This window comes from Muricauda brasiliensis, assembly GCF_003057865.1.
GTDB lineage: Bacteria > Bacteroidota > Bacteroidia > Flavobacteriales > Flavobacteriaceae > Flagellimonas > Flagellimonas chongwuensis.
On sequence record NZ_QBTW01000016.1, the window covers coordinates 146,483 to 167,878 of the forward strand.

At 41.7% G+C, this 21,396-nt stretch carries 23 protein-coding genes and 1 other RNA gene; 9 read left to right on the forward strand and 15 right to left on the reverse strand.

From position 1 onward, the window contains the following. Positions 1 to 31: 31 nt before the first annotated feature. Positions 32 to 757 (forward strand): CDP-alcohol phosphatidyltransferase family protein, encoded by a 726-nt coding sequence (locus tag DCK90_RS12730; protein ID WP_108246601.1) that lies wholly within the window; start codon positions 32 to 34, stop codon positions 755 to 757. Positions 758 to 759: 2 nt separating this feature from the next. On the opposite strand, the gene lptB is transcribed toward DCK90_RS12730, so the two are convergent. From lptB to DCK90_RS12750, 4 genes are read right to left on the reverse strand one after another with little or no spacing between them, the layout of a single operon-like run. After that, a complete protein-coding gene (gene lptB, locus DCK90_RS12735) occupies positions 760 to 1,500 on the reverse strand; it encodes an LPS export ABC transporter ATP-binding protein (RefSeq protein ID WP_108246602.1) in 741 nt (246 codons plus the stop codon). A gap of 57 nt (positions 1,501 to 1,557) precedes the next feature. Next, positions 1,558 to 1,908 (reverse strand): carboxymuconolactone decarboxylase family protein, encoded by a 351-nt coding sequence (locus tag DCK90_RS12740; protein WP_108246754.1) that lies wholly within the window; start codon positions 1,906 to 1,908, stop codon positions 1,558 to 1,560. Next, positions 1,898 to 2,740: a twin-arginine translocase subunit TatC gene (gene tatC, locus DCK90_RS12745; RefSeq protein ID WP_108246603.1), complete on the reverse strand. Its 843-nt coding sequence runs from the start codon at positions 2,738 to 2,740 to the stop codon at positions 1,898 to 1,900. The genes DCK90_RS12740 and tatC overlap by 11 nt, the downstream gene beginning before the upstream one ends. After that, entirely contained in the window at positions 2,740 to 3,705 is a 966-nt protein-coding gene (locus tag DCK90_RS12750; protein ID WP_108246604.1) for a KpsF/GutQ family sugar-phosphate isomerase, read from the reverse strand. The genes tatC and DCK90_RS12750 overlap by 1 nt, the downstream gene beginning before the upstream one ends. 196 nt (positions 3,706 to 3,901) lie before the next feature. On the opposite strand from DCK90_RS12750, the gene recQ reads away from it, so the two are divergent. Beyond that, positions 3,902 to 6,103 carry a DNA helicase RecQ gene (gene recQ, locus DCK90_RS12755; protein ID WP_108246755.1) on the forward strand — a complete coding sequence of 734 codons (2,202 nt, stop codon included), beginning with the start codon at positions 3,902 to 3,904 and terminating at the stop codon, positions 6,101 to 6,103. Here recQ and DCK90_RS12760 read toward each other — a convergent pair. From DCK90_RS12760 to DCK90_RS12770, 3 genes are read right to left on the reverse strand one after another with little or no spacing between them, the layout of a single operon-like run. Next, positions 6,100 to 6,411, reverse strand: coding sequence for a CCC motif membrane protein (locus DCK90_RS12760; RefSeq protein ID WP_108246605.1), 312 nt, complete (start codon positions 6,409 to 6,411; stop codon positions 6,100 to 6,102). The genes recQ and DCK90_RS12760 overlap by 4 nt on opposite strands. Before the next feature lie 9 nt (positions 6,412 to 6,420). Further along, positions 6,421 to 6,747: a CCC motif membrane protein gene (locus DCK90_RS12765; RefSeq protein WP_108246606.1), complete on the reverse strand. Its 327-nt coding sequence runs from the start codon at positions 6,745 to 6,747 to the stop codon at positions 6,421 to 6,423. A gap of 11 nt (positions 6,748 to 6,758) precedes the next feature. Further along, positions 6,759 to 7,079 carry a DUF2752 domain-containing protein gene (locus DCK90_RS12770; protein ID WP_234414754.1) on the reverse strand — a complete coding sequence of 107 codons (321 nt, stop codon included), beginning with the start codon at positions 7,077 to 7,079 and terminating at the stop codon, positions 6,759 to 6,761. Between the two features lie 79 nt (positions 7,080 to 7,158). Between DCK90_RS12770 and DCK90_RS12775 the strand changes: the two genes are divergently transcribed. Continuing rightward, entirely contained in the window at positions 7,159 to 7,701 is a 543-nt protein-coding gene (locus DCK90_RS12775) for a Smr/MutS family protein (RefSeq protein WP_108246607.1), read from the forward strand. Here DCK90_RS12775 and DCK90_RS12780 read toward each other — a convergent pair. Continuing rightward, positions 7,698 to 8,219: a hypothetical protein gene (locus tag DCK90_RS12780; protein WP_108246608.1), complete on the reverse strand. Its 522-nt coding sequence runs from the start codon at positions 8,217 to 8,219 to the stop codon at positions 7,698 to 7,700. The genes DCK90_RS12775 and DCK90_RS12780 overlap by 4 nt on opposite strands. Before the next feature lie 110 nt (positions 8,220 to 8,329). Between DCK90_RS12780 and DCK90_RS12785 the strand changes: the two genes are divergently transcribed. Next, positions 8,330 to 9,478 carry a cysteine desulfurase family protein gene (locus DCK90_RS12785; RefSeq protein WP_108246609.1) on the forward strand — a complete coding sequence of 383 codons (1,149 nt, stop codon included), beginning with the start codon at positions 8,330 to 8,332 and terminating at the stop codon, positions 9,476 to 9,478. On the opposite strand, the gene DCK90_RS12790 is transcribed toward DCK90_RS12785, so the two are convergent. Continuing rightward, on the reverse strand, positions 9,479 to 10,126 hold the full coding sequence (locus DCK90_RS12790) for a hypothetical protein (protein ID WP_108246610.1): 648 nt from the start codon (positions 10,124 to 10,126) through the stop codon (positions 9,479 to 9,481). It lies immediately after the preceding gene. A 121-nt stretch (positions 10,127 to 10,247) separates the two neighbouring features. Next, positions 10,248 to 11,939: a M23 family metallopeptidase gene (locus tag DCK90_RS12795; RefSeq protein WP_108246757.1), complete on the reverse strand. Its 1,692-nt coding sequence runs from the start codon at positions 11,937 to 11,939 to the stop codon at positions 10,248 to 10,250. A gap of 168 nt (positions 11,940 to 12,107) precedes the next feature. On the opposite strand from DCK90_RS12795, the gene DCK90_RS12800 reads away from it, so the two are divergent. From DCK90_RS12800 to DCK90_RS12820, 5 genes are all read left to right on the forward strand, one after another. Beyond that, a complete protein-coding gene (locus DCK90_RS12800; RefSeq protein WP_108246611.1) occupies positions 12,108 to 12,398 on the forward strand; it encodes a hypothetical protein in 291 nt (96 codons plus the stop codon). Positions 12,399 to 12,412: 14 nt separating this feature from the next. Further along, positions 12,413 to 12,706, forward strand: coding sequence for a cell division protein ZapA (locus tag DCK90_RS12805; RefSeq protein WP_108246612.1), 294 nt, complete (start codon positions 12,413 to 12,415; stop codon positions 12,704 to 12,706). A 54-nt stretch (positions 12,707 to 12,760) separates the two neighbouring features. Further along, positions 12,761 to 12,870: non-coding RNA, 6S RNA (gene ssrS, locus DCK90_RS12810), on the forward strand. Positions 12,871 to 12,924: 54 nt separating this feature from the next. Continuing rightward, complete coding sequence (rny, locus tag DCK90_RS12815) at positions 12,925 to 14,496, forward strand: ribonuclease Y (protein ID WP_108246613.1); 1,572 nt, start codon at positions 12,925 to 12,927, stop codon at positions 14,494 to 14,496. A gap of 75 nt (positions 14,497 to 14,571) precedes the next feature. Continuing rightward, on the forward strand, positions 14,572 to 14,997 hold the full coding sequence (locus DCK90_RS12820; RefSeq protein WP_108246614.1) for a CBS domain-containing protein: 426 nt from the start codon (positions 14,572 to 14,574) through the stop codon (positions 14,995 to 14,997). A 72-nt stretch (positions 14,998 to 15,069) separates the two neighbouring features. On the opposite strand, the gene DCK90_RS12825 is transcribed toward DCK90_RS12820, so the two are convergent. The 5 genes from DCK90_RS12825 to DCK90_RS12845 form a co-directional block, all read right to left on the reverse strand. Beyond that, positions 15,070 to 17,127 (reverse strand): DUF349 domain-containing protein, encoded by a 2,058-nt coding sequence (locus DCK90_RS12825; RefSeq protein WP_108246615.1) that lies wholly within the window; start codon positions 17,125 to 17,127, stop codon positions 15,070 to 15,072. 143 nt (positions 17,128 to 17,270) lie between these two features. Then, complete coding sequence (locus DCK90_RS12830; protein WP_199912691.1) at positions 17,271 to 18,023, reverse strand: shikimate dehydrogenase family protein; 753 nt, start codon at positions 18,021 to 18,023, stop codon at positions 17,271 to 17,273. After that, on the reverse strand, positions 17,977 to 19,014 hold the full coding sequence (locus tag DCK90_RS12835) for a DUF368 domain-containing protein (protein ID WP_108246617.1): 1,038 nt from the start codon (positions 19,012 to 19,014) through the stop codon (positions 17,977 to 17,979). The genes DCK90_RS12830 and DCK90_RS12835 overlap by 47 nt, the downstream gene beginning before the upstream one ends. Before the next feature lie 20 nt (positions 19,015 to 19,034). Then, entirely contained in the window at positions 19,035 to 19,952 is a 918-nt protein-coding gene (locus tag DCK90_RS12840; protein ID WP_108246618.1) for a DUF368 domain-containing protein, read from the reverse strand. Between the two features lie 22 nt (positions 19,953 to 19,974). Next, positions 19,975 to 21,375 carry a tetratricopeptide repeat protein gene (locus tag DCK90_RS12845; protein ID WP_108246619.1) on the reverse strand — a complete coding sequence of 467 codons (1,401 nt, stop codon included), beginning with the start codon at positions 21,373 to 21,375 and terminating at the stop codon, positions 19,975 to 19,977. Positions 21,376 to 21,396: the final 21 nt, after the last annotated feature.

The window sequence follows — 21,396 nt, forward strand, 5'->3', positions numbered from 1 at the left end:
TTTTCCTTTATTTTTACGGAAATCTAATTTCATGAAGTCCTACATTCCCAATTTTTTAACGTTGCTCAATGTGTTGAGCGGTTGTATTGCCACGGTATTTGCGGTGCTCAATCACTTGGAGTGGGCGGCCCTTTTTGTGTTTATCGGGATTTTCTTTGACTTTTTTGATGGTCTAGCAGCTCGTTTGCTCAAGGTGCAAAGTGAAATAGGGTTGCAGTTGGACTCTTTGGCCGATGTGATTACCAGTGGTTTGGTGCCTGGAGTGGTTATGTTCCAGTTATTGAGCATGGCCGAACGAGGCGGTTGGAACCTTGGTTTTATTGGTCATGATGCGGAAATCACCCTGTTGCCTTTTATTGGTTTTGCCATTACACTGGCTTCGGCCTACAGATTGGCCAAGTTTAATGTGGATGAGAACCAAGTGTCTTCTTTTGTGGGGCTGCCAACACCGGCCAATGCCCTTTTGATTTTATCGATGCCCATGATTCTCCTGTACCATAATAACGAGGTATTGAGCAACATTATCTTAAATCCATGGTTTTTGGTGGTTTTGACGGTTTTGAGCTCGTATTTGCTGAACTCGCCCATCAAACTTTTTGCCCTAAAGTTTAAAAATTGGAGTTTTAAGGATAACGGTATTCGTTATTTGTTTATCATTGGCAGCTTGGTATTGCTTTTGACCTTACGATTTTTGGCTATACCGGTGATTATACTTTTTTATGTTTTGGCTTCTTTATTGACGCCTTCCGAGAAGTAGGTTTAAAAATCAAGCTTCTTTTTCCGTAGCTCGAAGTTTTGGCCCAAGTAGACTTTTCTAACCATTTCATCCATGGCAAGTTCTTCGGGCACCCCTGCTTTTAGGATACCACCTTCGAACATTAAATAGGAACGTTCGGTAATGGCCAAAGTTTCCTGAACATTGTGGTCGGTGATTAAAATGCCGATGTTTTTGTTCTTTAATTGGGCCACGATTCGCTGAATATCCTCCACCGCTACGGGGTCGACCCCTGCAAATGGTTCATCCAAAAGAATAAATTTAGGGTCGGTGGCCAAGGCACGGGCAATCTCGGTTCGTCGGCGCTCTCCCCCCGAGAGCAGGTCGCCACGGTTTTTACGGATGTGCCCCAAACCAAACTCATCAATCAGGGACTCCATCTTCATATGTTGCTCCTTTTTGCTCAATTTGGTAAGCTGCAACACGCTCAGGATATTTTTCTCGATGCTCAATTTTCGAAAAACAGAAGCTTCTTGCGCCAAATAGCCAATACCGTTCTGGGCCCTTTTGTACATGGGGAAACTGGTAATGTTCATATCATCCAGATAGATATTCCCGCCATTGGGTTTTATCAAACCAACAATCATATAGAAAGATGTGGTCTTCCCAGCTCCATTTGGACCTAACAGTCCAACAATTTCGCCTTGGTTTACTTCAAGGGAAATACCCTTAACAACTTTTCGGCCTCGGTAGGCTTTCATTATATTTTCTGCACGTAGCTTCATAGGAATTTGCCAAAACTAAACATATTCTTTGTCTACCGAATGGTCTTTTGGATTTTTTTAAGCTTCGCTTTCTTCCAATGCTTCCCAGTATTCGTATGCACGTCTTAGGTGGGGTACTACAATGGTTCCGCCGACTAAGGTGGCTATGCCCAAGGTTTCCATTACCTCTTCCTTATTGGCACCGGCTTTTTTGGAGCTCTCTAAATGGTACTTTACACAATCATCGCAACGGAGAACTGCGGAGGCTACCAAGCCTAGGAGCTCTTTGGTCTTTACGTCCAAAGCGCCGGCCATATAGGCGTTGGTGTCCAGGTTAAAGATGCGTTTGATGAGTTTGTTGTTTTCCGCAAGCAGCTTATCGTTCATTTGGGCACGATAGGCATTGAACTCTTCTACTTTATTTGGCATTTTTTCTTGCTTTCTCTTTTCGTTCTTCTTTTCTGACAACCATTCTGGAAATAAAAATACTTACCTGGTACAATATAAGTACAGGAATACAGACAATGATTTGACTTGTTATATCCGGTGGTGTAATGATCGCGGACAGTATCAAGATTATTACCAAAGCTATCTTTCTGTATTTCTTCAGGATTTCTGGAGTTACCAATCCGACCTTGGTCAAAAAGAAAATAACGATGGGCAACTCAAACATAATCCCACAAGCAATTACAGAAGCCCTTACCGTTCCAATGTAGGAGGCAAGGTCGATTTCGTTCAATACCTCTTTACTTACTTGGTAAGATCCCAAAAAGTTGATGGACAATGGTGCAACAATGTAATAACCGAAGAGTACGCCAAGAAAGAACAAGCCTGAGGCCGTAATGATGAATCCTCTGGAATGCTTTCTTTCGTTTTCGTATAGCCCTGGACTGATGAATTTCCACAATTCCCATAAAATATAAGGAAAGCCTAGAATAACCCCCGCCCAAATTGATGTCCAGATATGTGCGGAAAACTGTCCGGCCATCAATCTACTCTGAATGGTGAACGGGATGGTGTCTCCACAGAATTCGGAATCTACCCCGAAAAACTTTCCAATATTACAGAAAAATTGATAGGTCGGGAAATCCATGCTCTTGGGCCCGAACAATATTGTGTCAAAAATAAAGCCCCTGAAAACAAAGGCTACACAGGCAATGATTACAACTGCCAAAGTTGAGCGTACCAAATGCCAACGTAATTCTTCCAAATGGTCCAAAAAGGACATTTCATCTGGACTTTTTCTCTCTTTTTTAGCCATTATAGGATTCCCTCGTTTATAAGGTTATGAATGTGGACCACACCGGCATATTTGTCACCATCAAAGGCCAACAATTGCGATATGCTCTTTTCCTGTAACAGTTTCAACGCTTTCACGGCCAAAGTGTCCACATCTATCGTCTTAGGGTTCGAGGTCATAATGTCCTTCGCGGTAAGTCCACTTATATTATCGTATTTGCTCAACATTCTTCGTACATCGCCGTCAGTTACTATGCCCACAACCTTTTCTTGGTCCAATACAGCTGTAACGCCGAGCATTTTTTCGGATATTTCCACAATTACATCTTTTACCTTGGCATTGATATCTACCTGGGGTTTTTGATTGTTGGCCACAATATCGGCAACGCGCAAATATAGCTTCTTTCCCAAAGCTCCACCGGGGTGGTATTTGGCAAAATCCGAACTGCTGAACCCCTTGAGCTCCAAAAGGCAAATGGCAAGGGCATCACCCATGGACATTTGTGCCGAGGTGCTGGTGGTAGGCGCCAAATTGTTGGGGCACGCTTCTTTCTCCACGTAGGTGTTTAGCACAAAGTCAGCCTGCTTGGCCAGTACGGATTCCATATTTCCTGTAATGCCGATGAGCTTATTGCTCCCAACTTTGATCAAGGGGAGCAATGCTTTTATCTCAGGTGTATTTCCACTCTGAGATAGGCAGATAACCACATCGTTTTCTTGAATGGTTCCCAAATCACCATGAATGGCATCCGCTGCGTGCATAAAAATGGCCGGCGTTCCCGTAGAGTTTAAAGTTGCCACAATTTTGGAGGCAACAATGGCACTTTTGCCTACCCCTGAAACGATAACTCTTCCGTTGCACTGTAAAATGTGCTGTACGGCATGCGCAAACTGGTCGTCCAAAAGGCTGATCAAATTTGCTACGGCTTTGCTCTCGATTTCGAGGGTGCGTTTTGCTATGGATAATATTGACTTTATGTCGCTCAAAGTATAAAAAAGTAATAAACCGATTAACTGATTGCATTCCTAAAAGAATGTCTTATATTTAAGATTACAAAACTAATCAAACTATCTTTTACAGACTATTATGGGAGTAATAATAGATGCATCTGTACAAGAAAGGTTAAAAATGAATGCTTCAACTGCCTTTTAGGCTGCTTGTTATAAATTGAAAAATGCGGAAATGAGCCTAATGAATACTGATTTACATTCCTCGCTCAAAAAATATTTTGGTTTCTCGAAGTTCAAAGGATTACAGGAAGGTGTAATCCAGAACATTCTTAATGATAACGATACGTTTGTGATTATGCCCACAGGGGGAGGAAAGTCCCTGTGCTATCAACTGCCGGCAATAATGAAGGAGGGTACCGCGATAGTTGTATCCCCTTTGATTGCGTTAATGAAAAACCAAGTGGATGCCATTCGTGGCATATCCGAGCAGCATGGTATTGCCCATGTGTTGAACTCCTCTTTGACTAAAACCGAGGTGAAGCAGGTAAAAGAAGATATTACCAATGGCGTGACCAAATTACTTTACGTGGCGCCAGAATCCTTGACGAAGGAAGAAAATGTGGAATTTCTAAAAAATGTAAAACTTTCCTTCGTTGCTGTGGATGAAGCCCACTGTATTTCAGAATGGGGGCACGATTTTAGACCAGAATACCGAAATCTTCGAGGTATTATCAATCGCTTGGGAGACAATATCCCCATAATCGGTCTAACGGCAACAGCTACGCCAAAAGTACAGGAAGACATCATTAAAAATTTAGGGATGACGGATGCCAAGGTTTTCAAAGCATCGTTCAACAGGCCTAATTTATTTTATGAAGTACGGCCCAAGACCAAGGATGTGGATGCCGATATCATCCGTTTTGTGAAGCAAAATCAAGGAAAATCGGGAATCATCTATTGTTTGAGCCGCAAAAGAGTGGAAGAATTGGCCCAAGTGCTCCAAGTAAATGGAGTGAGTGCCGTTCCTTATCATGCAGGTTTTGATGCCAAGACCCGTTCCAAATACCAAGATATGTTTTTGATGGAGGAGGTGGATGTGGTGGTGGCCACCATTGCCTTTGGTATGGGTATAGACAAACCCGATGTCCGTTTTGTCATCCATCACGATATTCCAAAAAGTATCGAAAGTTACTATCAAGAGACCGGCCGTGCGGGACGAGATGGGGGAGAAGGACATTGTTTGGCCTATTACGCATACAAGGATGTGGAAAAGTTAGAAAAATTCATGTCAGGTAAGCCCGTTGCGGAACAAGAGATTGGAAATGCGCTCTTACAGGAAATCGTAGCCTATGCTGAAACGTCCATTTCCCGTAGAAAGTTTATACTTCATTACTTCGGTGAGGATTTTGATGAAGAGAACGGTGAGGGGGCGGATATGGACGATAATTCCAGAAACCCCAAACCTAAGGAAGAGGCCAAGGACGATGTCGTAAAGCTTTTGACGGTGGTAAGGGAAACCAAGGAAAAGTTCAAGACCAAGGAGATTGTAAGGGTGCTGGTCGGCAAGACCAATGCTATGATTTCGTCACATAAGACCGATGAGAAAAGTTTTTTTGGTATAGGAAAGGATAAGAACAAAGAATTTTGGATGGCTTTGACCAGACAGGTTTTGGTGGCCGGACTCCTGAAAAAGGAAATAGAACGCTATGGTATCTTGAACCTGACCAAAGAAGGTGAGAAATATCTCCAGAATCCTGAGTCGTTTATGATGACCAAGGACCATGTGTACTCCAAAGATGATACAGGAAATATTGTTACTGCAGAAAAATCGAATGGTGGGGTCGCAGATGAGAATTTGTTGAAATTACTCCGTGACCTTCGCAAAAGGGAAGCACAAAAACATGAAGTGCCACCATTTGTGGTTTTTCAAGACCCATCATTGGAAGATATGTCCTTAAAGTATCCAGTGACCATGAACGAGCTTCTCAATATTCAGGGTGTTGGGGAAGGAAAGGCGAAAAAATATGGTAAGGCCTTCGTGGAGCTGATTTCTAAATACGTGGATGAGAACGACATAATACGGCCGGATGATCTTGTAGTAAAAAGTACAGGGGCCAACTCCGCTTTAAAACTTTACGTAATCCAAAGCGTGGACAGAAAGTTGCCTTTGGACGATATTGCTTCTGCCAAAGGTTTGGAGCTGCCCGAACTTATCAAGGAAATGGAGCAGATTGTCTTCAGTGGAACCAAATTGAACATTGGTTATTGGATAGATGAAATACTGGATGAGGACCAACAGGAAGAAATCCACGATTACTTCTTGGAGGCCGATACGGATTCCATATCCGCTGCCATTGATGAATTTGATGGCGATTACGAAGATGAGGAACTCCGTTTATACCGTCTTAAATTTATAAGTGAAGTGGCGAATTAAAATTCGCCACTCAACTCACCTGTAGTTATTGCCGCTACTATAAATCCAAAATAAAGGATTACGAATACTAAAGAAACGAGAGCAAGGGCCAATCCTATATAAGAAAGGATCTTACCTGTTTTCACATTGCTGAAATCAGTGTAATTTTCAGGACTTTGCTCGTACAATTGGGTAGCGGTCTTAGCTTTTACCAATCCAATGATGCTAAAAATAGCACCGAATGGCCCGCAGCACACCAAAGTGAGGACAATGGAGAGTATTCCCATTGTCAACACAGTGCTTGCCCCGGGTAAGGGTTGTTGGTTCATAAAATTATATTATTGGTATTGTTCAAGGATTTCTTGCATTCTCTGTGGATCTTGTAAGGTTTCCCATCCAAAGAAAGAAAGGGCCCAGATAAAATAGGCAAGAGCCAATACGTTGAGTATAACACCAATGATGGCAAGTATTCTACCTGTTTTAACATTTTGTACGCCTTCATAAATTTCTGGGTTTTCAGCGTATAGTTTAAGGGCCTTGTTGGCCAAGATTAAAGCAATCACACCAAAAATAAGTCCGATAACCCCATAGCAACAGCAAGTTACAATAGAGATGATTCCGAAGACCAATATCAGGGTCGCATTTGGAAGTTTTTGTTGTTCCATAATTTTAAGTATTAATTAAAAAGGTTATTCATTTTTAGGATGTAACTTATGATAACGGTACCCACTGTCAATAGCGTTAAAACCATTTTGATCATATTGGCATGTTGAAACTTCACAAAAATGTTGGTGATCAAAAACAGCAATAGGAACAATATGGGGTATATGGCAGGGTACATTTGAAAAGCAGCTACAAACTCTCCATGCAGTAAAAGGTTTACCGATCTCTGCAAACCGCACCCTGGACAATCTATGCCTGTAATCCGTTTATTAAGACAGGGAAGCATATAATCTTCAAGATCAAAGGCGATTATGGTCGGTGTTAGGTACATCATTGTCTGTAGAGCCCGAAAATACTATTATTTTTGTATTCAAGTTTAATTTTCATGTCATTTTTATAGATAGAAATCGTGTATGGGGAAATTTTCGATAGGGGATAGGGCAGAGGTATTGGATGAGGCCATTTCGGGTGTCATTCAAAAAATTGATGGCAATCAGGTAACGTTAATTACCGACGATGGTTTTTCCATGCATTTTGCCAGTAGTGATCTCGTTAAAATAGGTGGCGATATATCGGTTTCCAATCATGAGGTGGCCCAAATCAAAAAAGAAAAAGAAATCCCCAAAAGAAGAAAGGCTCTTACCATTAAGCCCAAAGAAAGAAGTACCCCAAAAATTGAGGTGGACCTGCACATCCATCAACTGGTGAAATCAAGCAAGGGCATGAGTAACTATGATATGCTCAACATTCAATTGGATGCAGCCAAAAGACAATTGGACTTTGCCATTAACAAGCGAATTCAAAAGGTAGTGTTTATCCACGGGGTAGGGGAAGGCGTTCTAAAAGAGGAACTGCACTATCTTTTCAATCGGTACGATAATGTGAAATTTTACGATGCCGATTATCAAAAATATGGTTTGGGGGCTACCGAGGTCTATATTTACCAAAACACCTAGTCCGGTACTACGGTGATAACCTCTCCAAATTCATTTATGGCCAAATTAGTGATACGCTCCCCATTTCCGGTGACAAATGATATACCGCTAAGGTTTATGTTGTGTTCAAAACGTGTAGTGTCGTTTTCTACCGGCATGGTCTCAATAATTACCATACCTCCTTCGGCAACAACTTCGTCAATTACTTTAGGATCCACCGTAGGTATGTCGTTGCAAAAATAATCCTTGTTAACGGCATCTGAGAAAACCCTGTACGTTACCTGGGATTGTCCCGGAACCGTACTCTCGGTTACTACAGTATCTCCGGCAACCCCACGGTTCAAGACCCCGCTTTGAAGCTCAAGTATAAGGGCTTCGTTATCATTTATTTTGAACATCAAATTTTTGGCGTTGGCAACAGGATTGACACAATATTGTATCGAGGCACTGTCAAAGTCAATGGTCTCGATTTGAAGATCCCCATCGCTACAGGAAAGGATTGTGATTGCACCAAGAATTGAAAAGATACATTTTCTCATGCACCAAATTTAAAGCAATTCCATTTTAAAACACTAATCCTTAGGATCACTTTAAAAGAAATTAACTTTATTTCCTGTACTTTTGCACCTGTTAAAAAGTAAACCCGATCATGCAAAAAATCTATCTGGACAATGCTGCCACCACGCAGGTAAGGAAAGAGGTAATTGAACGGATGCAGGAGGCTCTTGCACAGCAATATGGCAACCCATCATCTACCCATAGCTTTGGTAGATCTGCAAAAACCGCCGTGGAGCAAGCACGTAAAACCATTGCCAAAACGTTGAACGCCCAAGCATCGGAAATCATCTTTACATCTGGAGGTACCGAGGCGGATAACATGATTTTGCGTTGTGCCGTAAGAGATTTGGGTGTTAAGACCATCATAACTTCCAAGATTGAACATCATGCGGTGCTCCATACAGTGGAGGAACTGGAAAAGGAGTATGGTGTCCATATTTGGTATGTAAACTTGGATGAATTTGGCAATCCTGACATGAAGCATTTGGAGGAATTGCTCAAAAAAGATGACTCCAAAAAATTGGTCAGTTTGATGCATGTGAACAACGAGATTGGTAATATCACCGATATCGCCGCCGTGGGTGAGCTATGCAAGGCGAACAATGCACTTTTTCATTCAGATACCGTACAATCCATTGGGCATTATCCTTGGGATGTGCAGGCCGTGAATATTGATTTTATGACAGCTGCAGCCCATAAGTTCCATGGGCCCAAGGGTGTAGGCTTTGCCTTTATCCGAAAAAATTCAGGTTTGAAACCGTTGATTGTAGGAGGTTCCCAGGAACGTGGGTTTAGGGCAGGTACAGAACCGTTCCATAACATTGTTGGTCTGGAAGAGGCATTTGTACAAGCGTATGAGCATCTGGAAGAAGAAATTGAGGGGGTAAAAGAGCTCAAGAAATATTTTGTGGATAGGATTTTGGAAGAGATTCCAGGTGCCGAATGCAATGGACTTTCCGGCGATTTAGAAAAAAGTACCTATACGTTGGCCAATATTCGCTTGCCTTTTGATAAACAGAAAGGTCTGATGCTGTTGTTCCATTTGGATATGAAAGGTATTGCCTGTTCCAAAGGAAGCGCCTGCCAATCGGGAAGCAATCAAGGTTCGCACGTACTTAACGAAATTTTGGAAGGCGAGGAGCTGGACAAGCCCAGTCTGCGCTTTTCTTTTTCTATGTACAACACCAAGGAGGAGTTGGATTATGTCGTTGGGGTCTTAAAAGAATTTGCGAATAGCTGATTAATTTCGGTTTCTTCTTTTTTCCCTGTCGTAAGGAAATTTTCTGGAAGCGGTCTTCATCATTTTGTCGATAAGCTCGGTGGTGTTCTTTCCGGTTTTTTTGGAAATCTCGTTCTCGTACTTCCAAAGTAGTTTCCCGGTCTCACCGTCACTTATTTTTACCCCGATTCTTCCATAGTTGGCATTACCACTGAAATAATCCAGAATACTGAAATCGGTCGGGACTCCTTCAGAAAGTAGAATGTTGAGGTTTAAGTTGCCGCTTATGATACCGTCTACCTCCAAAATTTTACAAAGTTCCTGTGTAGTGTAGGTATCAATATTGTTATAGTCGATATTGTTTTGCGCTAAAATAGCGTTAGTGTTCATGATGTTCTGAAAATCCACATTGAACTTTTTACGCTTTTTACGTTTGGAGAAATAGGTTTCCAAGGCATTTTGTACCGCATAGCCCTCTTTTTTGGCCAGTAGGGTCAACTCATCGGTATCCACGGCCTTTTTTAGCTCCAAATGGGCAATAAAGGGGATAATGGCTAAAATCTCATGATCCTCGGTGTATTCATCAAACCTTATGCTCTCATAAATGTTCTTTTGCGCCATTGCTAGCACGCTGGAGAAAAGAACAAAAACAAAGACAATTTTCTTCATTCATCAAATTTTAATTCAACAATCTTGATCTTTGGATGAGGTTGCTTTTAAATAGGTTGATTGTTAGCACTATAAAAACGGATTTTTTTGGTTTAGCCGCTTTCCGTGTGCAAAAATAACGCTATTTCCTGAAAAAAGAGCCTGTATAGGTGTTAGAGTTGCCGACATTGTCCGTAACGGTAACTTTAAGTTCACATTCCGTTTCGTTTGCAATGTTGTCATCAAAATTATAGGTGATGGTATTGGTTTTTGGTTCGTATTCCATCAAAATCCATTTCCCGTTCAGTGTGGCGGAATAGGAGTCAATCCCGCTGAGGTCGTCCGTAATGGTAAGGCTTAGGTAGCTGTAATTGCTCAACCATTGCTTTTCCTTAAAGTTTTTGGGGCGTATCTGTGGTGCTACGCTATCCTTTACCAATGTATAAGTACCCAAGGTCCTGGTTCGGGTGGTAAATGCCCCGTCGCGTTTGTATGTCTTCGAATACGAAGGTCTCATTCTGCTGTCCAAATGCGCAATAAACATCTGGCTCCTATCTTCCATTGCATATTTGGATGGGTCGAAACTGATGGTGAAGTTCCGGTGTGCGGCAATGCTGTTATCGTGAATGGTGATTGTATCGTTCCCTTTTTCCAAATTGATGAAGAAATCTTCATAAAACGTACTGGCAGGGAAGTAAACTTTGGCAGCACCAAGGTCAAAGTTGTTCGGTTTCTCCGCAATCAAATAATTTTCCGTGGCTTTGTCCCCTTTTGCGATTTTCTCCTCTTCTTTTTTGCCTTCAATTGGAATAACAAGTTTTGTAGTGTTGCCTGCCAAATCCGAAATGAGCAATTCAACATTGTACGACATGCCTTCTTCAATACTTATTTTTCCATCATTATAGAGCGATTTGTAAATGCTTAGGTGGTTATAAGGTTCCCTAAAACATTTTTGTATACGCTGCCGATGATCATAATAATAGGCGTAATCAATAAGTGTGTTGATGTAGCGTGTCTCGGCAAAGGAGAAGGTCTCAAAATCGAATTCTGAATGCACCCTCCCGTTCACCGTTTGTTTTATGGCATACACTCCATTTTGATTAGCGGCCATATCCAGGCGATCAAAAGTATTGAGTCCAAAACCAATAGTGCCGCTGGCGGTTACCTTGTCCGCTAAGTACGAGCCATCCGCTTGCCTTTTGTAGTTCAATTGAATTCTTTTTGCGCTTTGGTTTATGAGAGCGCCTTCCGAAATAGGATAGCCGTACAGTCCTAGGAGGGTTGGGTCGGTGGCATCACGTACCTCATAACCATACAAAAGCGGGTTGGTAGGTTTACCGCTTACACTGCTACGTATTTCAAAATGAAGATGTGGGCCTGCGGAACCGCCCGTATTGCCCGAATAGGCGATGACACTTCCCTTGTTCACTTTTAACTCGCCGTAATCAGGGAACATTTCCACCTCGTACGATTGCTTATCATATTGCATTTTTTTAACGTATTCCTCTATTTCTGGACCAAACTTTTTAAGATGCGCATACACCGAAGTGTAGCCATTGGGGTGTGCTATATAAAGAGCTTTTCCGTACCCCCAGTGCGAAACCACGATGCGGGTCACCGTACCATCTGCAATGGAAAATACCGGTAGGCCTTCGCGCTGTTGCGTTTTAATATCCATCCCCGAATGAAAATGATTGGAACGCAGTTCGCCAAAAGTCCCGGCCAAAACCAAGGGTATGTCCAACGGAGAGCCGAATACATCCTGAGGATATTCTTTTTGGGCAGATAGGTGCAATGCAATAAAAGAAGTGATAAAAAAAAGATAGAGGCGCATATAAAAACAATAATTCTTTACGAAAGTAACCAATGTTTTGATTTGATAAAAAGTTTTGGAGGAAACCACTTTTTACTTGAAGCAAAGCTTTAAGAATAAATCTTAAAAGTATTGCGAGGTTGTACGAGGATCGTTAACTTTGTGTAATACGTATTGTTGTTTGCAAATATGAGCGAACTTGTTGAGATTGTTGATTCTTTGGAGAACAAGGTGAGTAAATTGCTTCACAAAATGGAGCTGTTGCACCAACTCAACGCCAATTTAAGGCAAGAATTGGAACTCCAAAAAGAAGAAAACGGACTTCAGCAGAAAGCGCTCAACGATTGGGAAGAGAAATACGAATCCCTGAAAATGGCAAACACGATGCTGGGTAGTAATACTAGTAAAACAGAAGCTAAGCTCAAGATAAATACATTGATTCGCGAACTTGATGTTTGCATAGCCAAGTTGGCGGATTAACTGGTACCGAGATTATGGACGAGAAGCTCAAAATAAAACTTTCCATTGCTGATAGGGTGTATCCTTTAACAATTGACCCCAAGCAAGAGGAAGGGTTGCGCAAAGCGGCCAAGAACATAGAAAATCTGGCAAAAAAGTTTGAGCAAAACTATGCCGTTCGGGACAAGCAGGATGTTTTGGCCATGTGTGCCTTGCAATTTGCATCTAAAATTGAGCAAAGCGGAATAGACCGTTCGGAAAATGCCGAGGCTGCCATGCAGCGCCTCAGGGCCTTGGACGAACTGGTACATTCTAAATTGGGGGAATAAGTTCTTTTAAATAAAATATTGTTACTGCCCACATTGGTAATTTATTTTTGACAAACTCAACACTAATATAATTAGAGAGGGTGAGTTTAGGCTGTAAAAGCAGGCCCTACTTGTATAGGGATCCTTGATCAGCTTGGTAGCCCTAAACCTGTATTTTGGAGTTTGTACAAAACTTCTTCCGATGTGGGCTTTTTTTTTAAAACTAAACACAATCAAACATGGATAATATCATAGTAATTGTTGTCGCAGCTGTAGTGGGCTTGGCAATAGGGTTCGCAATAGCCAAGATGATGGAGAAAGGCAAAGCATCCAAGACCATTGCCAATGCAAAGAAGGAAGCTGCCTACATTGTGAAAGAGGCTAATAAAGAAGGAGAGAGCATTAAAAAGGATAAGATTTTCCAAGCCAAGGAAAAGTTTTTGGAGTTGAAGGCGGAGCATGAGAAAGTTATTATCAACAAGGATAAAAAAATAGCGGAGGCCGAAAAGCGAACCAGGGATAAAGAATCACAGGTAAGCAGCGAATTGGCCAAGAACAAAAAACTCAACGATCAATATCAACAAAAGATAAAGGAGGTCGAGTATAAAAGTGATATTCTGGACAAGAAGCAATCTGAAGTAGAAAAACTCCATAAAAGTCAAGTACAGCAACTAGAGGTAATCTCCGGTCTTTCCGCGGAAGATGCCAAAGCACAATTGTTGGAATCTTTAAAAGAGACCGCAAAGAGCGATGCCATGGCCTATTTGCAGAATACTCTGGAAGAAGCAAAGCTTACCGCACAGCAGGAGGCGCGAAAAATTGTGGTCAATACCATTCAGCGTATAGGTACCGAAGAGGCGGTGGAAAATTGTGTTTCCGTATTCAACTTGGAATCCGATGATGTAAAAGGACGGATCATTGGGCGTGAAGGTCGAAACATACGAGCCATTGAGGCTGCTACAGGGGTTGAAATTATAGTAGACGATACGCCGGAAGCGATTATTCTATCTTGTTTTGATTCTGTACGAAGAGAGGTGGCACGATTGTCCCTCCACCGATTGGTGACCGATGGCCGTATTCACCCTGCCCGTATTGAAGAAGTGGTGAAAAAGACCGAAAAACAAATCAACGAAGAGATAGCCGAGATAGGTAAGCGTACCGTAATCGATTTGGGAATCCATGGATTGCACCCCGAGTTGATTAAAGCAGTAGGTAGAATGAAGTATCGCTCCTCTTACGGACAAAACCTGTTACAGCACTCTCGCGAAGTTGCCAAACTTTGCGGGGTTATGGCCGCAGAACTGGGACTAAATCCAAAATTGGCCAAAAGAGCCGGTTTGTTGCACGATATAGGAAAGGTTCCCATGGCCGAGGTAGAGGTAGAAACACCGCACGCCATCTTAGGTATGCAATGGGCCCAAAAGTTTGGTGAAAAAGAAGAAGTCTGTAATGCAATAGGGGCTCACCATGATGAAATTGAGATGACCACGCTCTTATCTCCCATAGTTCAGGTGTGTGATGCCATCAGTGGTGCGCGTCCAGGGGCTAGAAGACAAGTTTTAGACTCCTATATCCAACGTTTAAAGGATTTGGAAGATATAGCCTTTGGCTTCAACGGTGTACAGAAAGCCTATGCCATTCAGGCTGGTAGGGAATTGCGTGTAATCGTAGAAAGTGAAAAGGTAAACGATGACAAAGCCGCCGAGCTGTCTTTTGAGATTTCACAGAAAATTCAAACGGACATGACTTATCCTGGACAAGTGAAGGTGACCGTGATCCGAGAAACAAGATCAGTGAACGTGGCAAAATAGTCTCCTGACAATTATCATACTTTTCCAAGGGGGATAGGACTAACTTCATTCAAGGAATTGATAAATACTTGAATGATGAAAAATAGTGTGCCTGTTTCAAAAATAATGACCAAAAAATTGGTGACACTTACCGCCAATGACGATTTGGTGACCGCTGAGCAGCTTTTTAAAAAGCATCATATTCGACATATACCTGTTGTTGAGGGCAAGGTGATTAAAGGAATGTTGAGTTATACCGACTTACTTCGCATAAGTTTTGCCGACGCTGTGGACGAGCATGAAGAATATGTGGATACCATAGTGTACAACATGTTTACCATTCCGCAGGTAATGGTCAATGATGTTGTCAGTGTAAACTCTGAAACGTCTATCCGTGATGTGGCGCGCTTTCTTTCCAAAAAAGAGTTTCATGCGTTACCGGTTGTGGACAATGGTAAACTTGTTGGTATTGTGACCACTACAGATTTAATCAATTATCTATTGGAGTATATTGAGGGCTAATACATCATCAAAAATGACAAAGGACCGCTGATTTGGCGGTCCTTTGTTGGATATCTTGGTATTTACCGAGTTCTATTCCTCTTCGTTGCTGTCGGTTTCCTCTTCTTCGGATTCCTTATTGAGCTTGTGTTCCAGGATGTTTAGGTTTTTCATTTTTTCTTTCCAAGTCTGGAGAGCTTCTTTTTGTTTGTTGAGATTGTTCACCACTTCTTTTACCAGTGGATTGTCTTCAGAATCGTTCGAGAAGAACTGTAGATTGTTCTCCAATTGACGTATTTCCGATTTTACTTCATCAACTTTACGCTTAACAAATACACGTTCGTTGCCAATAGCATAATTATCCTCTGTTTTGGCCAACTCCTGAACCTTGTTTCCATATTTAAGCAGTTCGGATTGCTGTTTGCCAACTCCTAATTTCTTGAGTAGGGCGTCTACAATTTTATTGAACTTACTATTGATATGCTTTTTATTGTACGGAATACGGCCGTACTGCTTCCATTCGGACAAAAACGTCTTGATGTCCTCAATATCTTTTTTCTTGTCGCCACTCAATTGGAATTCCTTCAAACGGTCAAGACACTCGCTCTTCTTCTTAAAGTTTTCAAACTCTTCCTGATTCGCCTCGTTCTTTTCGGAGTGCAAACGATTAAAATAATGGTTGCAGGCGTCCTTGAACTCTTTCCAGATTTTATCTGAGTATTTTCGGGGAACATGGCCTATCTTTTTCCAGTCGCTTTGTATCCGCTTCATTTGAGGTGTTACCTCGGCCCACTCATCACTATCTTTTAAAGATTTGGCCAATTCCAGCAGTTCTTTTTTCTTTTCCAGGTTTTCCTGTTGTTCCTTCTTTTGATTTTTGTAGAAAGCGTTTTTGGTTCTGTTGAACTTTCGGACACTCTGTTTAAAATGGTCCCAAGTCTCCTCGTTTACTTTTTGAGGAACCTTGCCAGCTTTAAAAAAGGAATCCCTGAGCGCTTCTACTTCCTTTATCTGCTGTTGGATACCTCGGTGGTTGTTTGCAACATTGTCCGATATAGAGGTGATTGAGGCAATAATTTCCTGCTTTTTCTCGTAATTTTTTTCGTAGACTTTTTCCAGTTCTTGAAAATGCTCCTGCCTACGCTGGTGCATCGCCTTGGTGGCGTTGCTGAACTTCTCCCAGATTTCTTCCCGATGTTCCTTGGCAACCGGACCAATGTCCTCTTTCCATATTTTGTGAAGGGTCTGGAGCTCGCGGAACGCTTTGTTTAAATCCGGTTCGTCGGCCAATGCCTCTGCACGTTCCACCAATTTTTGCTTTTCTTCCAGATTATGTTTAAAGTCCAGATCACGCAACTCACGGTTCAAGTGAAGGAAATCGTAAAAGATTTCCATGTGGTGGTGATAGGTTCGCCAAACATCATTGTAGTTGGTGCGGGGGATAGGACCGGCATTTTTCCACCGGTGCTGTAAATCTTTAAAGTTATTATAGGTAGTGTTAATGTCTTCTTCAATATCAATGAGGCCCTTCAACTCTTCAATGATCTCCAATCTGTTTTGAAGATTGGTCTTCAAGGATTGATCTAGCTGCTTGTAATATTGGTCCCTTTTTTCCCGGAAATCGGAATATACCTCGTTGAATTGCCTTTTGGCTACCGAGTTGTAGCGGAAGTCAATCTCGTTACCACCTTTTGATACAAACTCCTCCTTCTTTTCATCTAAAAAATCCTGAAACTTTTGATCGAACTCATATTTTATAGAGCTAACATGCTTATTAATGGCTTGGACCTTTTCATTTTTGACCAATCGCTGCAATTCCCCGACCAGATTTTCCATGGACATGGAGTGATAGTCCAGCATGGGAATGGTATGCCTTTTTTCGTTTTCGGTATCTTCGGCATCCTCGGCATTGGATTCATCAATTTCGTCCAAATGCTCGTTGGATTCATCACTATTGGCACTTGCTTCCTCATCCTTGGTTTCGGAAACAGTGTCCTTTTTAGGTTGTTCTTCTACTTCATTTTCCGGTACAGTCTGCTCGGACACTTTTGTTTCGGCCTCTTGGGTCTCTTCCAAATGTGTTTTTGTGCTGTCTGTATTTTCCTCTTTGCCACCTTCAGCGTGCTGAAGTTTACGATCGTTTTCCTGCATTAGTTGCGTGTTTACCTCTTTGATTGATGAAAGTTATAGCCAATTTAACAACTTAATTGTCTAATAGCAAAAGTATTGATTCTTCTTTTGCGTTAATATGATGGTTGTACGTGTCTATGAAATCGCTGTATCAATAGCCTATTTTACACGTTACTCCAGATTTTCCAAGCCTTTTCAGCTTGCTGCTCCAACATTTTTAAACCATTGCAAATAGAAGCGCCCCTGGATTCCCCCATGGATAGAAATCTGGTTTTTTCGGGGTTATAAATCAAATCGTACAACAAGTGCTGTGTTCCGATGTGATCATAGGGGATTTCAGGTTTATCATGGATATTGGGGAAAGTTCCCAGTGGCGTGCAATTAATGATCAAGGTGTTTTCTTCAATGATGTGCCGATCAAGTTCATCATAGGTATATTGCCCATCTTTCTTGCTACGGGAGACGTAGGTGTTTTTGATTCCAAGTTCGTTGAGCACATGTTGAACGGCTTTGGAGGCACCTCCTGTTCCTAATATCAATGCTTTGGTGTGATGTGGTTTTAAGTACGGTTCCAAAGATTTTTGAAAGCCGTATGCATCAGTATTGAAGCCGATTAAACCTTTTTTTGAAAACTGAATGGTGTTTACGGCACCTATTTGTTTTGCCTTTGGATCTAGCTCATCCAAAAAAGGGATGATTTCCTGCTTATACGGAATGGTAACGTTCAGGCCTCGGATATCCTCCTGTTTGAGCACATCTTTTACCTCTTCAATTTTTTGAAGGTCAAAATTCTCGTAGCTGTGGTCCATCACTCCCAAATCCTTAAATTTTTGGGTAAAATAACCTTGCGAAAAGGAGTAGGATATGTTTTTACCGAGAAGGCCGTATCTGTTCATTCTTTTTTCTGTTGTTGCCATACCAATCCAAAATTAATAATACCAGAATCCCCAGTAAAATAAAAAGTATCGCCCACCATGTTTCAGACTTTGCCATATCGGGGAAATAGCGGGTATAGTTTAGGATTATTTTGTTTCCATTGGTATCCAGAATTGGATTGTTGGTCGGGTCCAACTTGAATATGGTTTTTTTCCAAGGCCATAAAACACCTAAGGAACCGGTAATGAACCCTAGCAGGACTGCGGTAGTGGTTGATTTGTAATGTTTTAATAGATAGCTCAATAAATGTGAAAATGTGACCAGTCCGGTTATTGAACCTAAGGTAAAAACTGCTAGAATTTTTAGTGTTCTGAGGCGTTCGGCATTATTCCAAAAACTGAAATCACCTGAGAATAATTCTGAAAAGGTATCGTAAAGGGCATTGACGGAATCGACTAAAAGCAAAACGTAATTCCCCATCAAAATTAATATAAAAGAACCGGAGAGCCCTGGCAGCGTCATTCCGGAAACGCTTATTATTCCACAGAAAAAGATGAAGAATAGGTTATCGTTTTCTTTTGCAGGGTTTAAAAAACTGATGGAAATACCAATAATGAGCCCTATAAATCCAGCGGGTATGGTACGCTTGTCCCAAGGGGAGAAATCTTTTCCAATATGATAGATGGACCCAATGACCATTCCAAAAAAAGTGGCCCAAACAAATAATTCGTTGTGTTTTAAAAAGTAGTCCAGAATTCTAGACACACTAAAGTAGCTGACCAGCATTCCAAATATCAATAATCCTAAAAACTTGGCATTGATGTATCGGAAAAAACTCCTGAATCGACCGTTGAAGAATAGCTTAAGTGCCTTTGAGTTCAGTTTTTGAAGCGAATAGATGAACTCCTCATAAAAACCGGCAACAAATGCTACGATGCCTCCTGAAACACCTGGAACTTTATTGGCAGCTCCCATGCAGAGGCCTTTAATGACCAAGAAGAAGTTGTCCAGAAATGTTCTAGGTTGCTGCATGTGCCAAAAATAGGTTTTCCTTATTTTTTGGAAGCTAATCTTTCCAGGATAAAAATAAGTGAAAAACCAAGGATGGCTAATACAATGGCCAGCATTAATTTACTATCTCCCTCAAAAGCGCCGGGGAGTACGTTCATATCGTCCACAACAACGATTTTTTCACCAAAAGTTTTGGTCTCCAGGACTTTTTTCCACGGCCAGATTTTGTTCAAAGAGCCCAGAATGAATCCTGTCAATAAGGCCAATGTGATGTTTTTATAGTGGTTGAACATCCATTTTAGGAGTCGGGCAAAGCTCAATAGCCCAAAGATGGCTCCAAGACCAACGGTCAAGATAATTTTGATGTCCCTTTCGTGTACAGCGTCTAAAATGGTTTTGTAGGAACCTAACAGCACCAAGATAAAAGCTCCGGAAATACCGGGAAGAATCATGGCGCAAATGGCCAAAGCACCTGATAGGAATAGATACGGTAGGTTGTCGGTATTGTCGCTTGCGGGCAACTCCGTAATGAAAAACGCGAGAGCGGCACCCAAAATCAAAACGACTATGGAGCCTGCGGTCCACTTTGTAATTTCCTTACCGACCAAAAATATGGATGCTACGACCAATCCAAAGAAAAAGGACCAGAGTATGATGGGTTCGTTCTCCAAAAGCCAGCTCAGAAACTTTGCAAGGGAAAGTACACTGATGAAGATACCTATAAAGAGCGCCAGCAAAAAGTTGCCATTTACCTTGTTCCAAGCAGCCTTTATCCCTTCCTTTCTTAAAATCGGAACAAGGGAAAGGTTGATGTTATTGATAGAGGTAATGAGCTCTTCGTAAATCCCTGAAATGAAGGCGATGGTGCCTCCAGAGACTCCGGGAACGACATCGGCAGCGCCCATGGCCATTCCTTTTAGGGTAACAAATACGTACTGCAATATACTGCGTTCCTGCATTGATTTGGATAAAATGTACTGGCTACTTGGCTGTTTTCCTGATTTTTGAAACTAGCGCTTTCACCCAATCGACTTCAGTGAATTCTGGGAATTCTTTTTCAAACTGTCGCAATTTACCAATATCCAATTTCATGGCCTTGGATAAAATCTGTTTTGATTCGGCCAAGTCGTCATTTTTTAAATGTATGCCTGCTAATTTATAGGTGAGTTCACAATTGTCGGGGTAAAACTCCAATCCTTGAATCAGTACTTGGATGGCGGAATTGTAATCCCCGATTTTGTTGAGCACCTCGGCCCAGTTTTTCCATGTGGATAGCTCGTAGTTACCTAAATCCACAGCTTGTTTGTAGGCAAAATCGGATTCGTCCCAGTTCTTGAGGGCGGCATAGATCTTTCCGGATTTTTTCCAATACTTTGGGTTTTCACCATCAATATTTATCGCCTTGTTGATGTAGTAGAGGGCTTTCTCGTAGTTCTTTTGCCCAAAATGAAAATCGGTGATGGCCAACCATCCCTTGTCCAACAATGGGTCTTCGTGAACAGTGTGATAGTAATAGTATTTGGCCAAATCGAAGTTCCCCAATTTTTCATGGCACTTGCCGAGTCGCAGAAATGCGTAGGAAGTTGGGTCTTCGATGGATATGGTGGATTCGTAATTTTCGATGGCCTCGTTGTACCTGCCCAATTTCTCCAATACTTTTCCTTTTTCAAAATAGGCACCGATAAAGGAATCATCGGAAATCACGGCAAAATCAAAAGCCGTCAACGCTTCGATATATAGTTTTTTTGCAAGGTACATTTTGCCCAGTTGATGCCAAGCGACTTCGCAGTATGGATTTCTGTCCAAATAATCGTTCAGATAATAGATGCTTCCATCAAAATCTTCCAAAAACTCAAAGCAGTATACTACGTTGTAAAGGGATGAATAGTCTTCGTCGTCAATCTCAACACAGCGCATAAAGCTAAGCTTTGCTTGTTCGTAATTGTCCATGAACAAGTATTCCATGCCCAAAAGGGAATGGATATCGAAGGAGTGGTCCGTAATATCCAAGGCCTCCAAAAGTAGGTTTACCGCCTCTTGGTGCTTGTCCTGTTTGGACCGGATATTGGCCCGTTGGATAAAGACTTCCTCGTTTGCTGCGTTAATGTTCTGAATCTCGTCCAGAAGGGTTTCCGCGGCTTCAAATTTGTCCTCAAAAGCTAAAACTTCCACCTGTAAAAGTTTCAACTCCATGGAATTTGGATGTTGCTCCAAACCAATCTGTATGGCCTTTTTACCCAAGGAGATTTTACCGTTGTTCAGGTAGTGGTGAATGATTTCCTCAAAGTCCTCCGCATCAAAGAAATAGACGTCATCCGTCTTGAGCATGGACTCAAATTTGCTAATGGATTTGTCAGGATATTCGTTAGATTCTAACGCCATAGGAACGTTTTTGGTTGAACT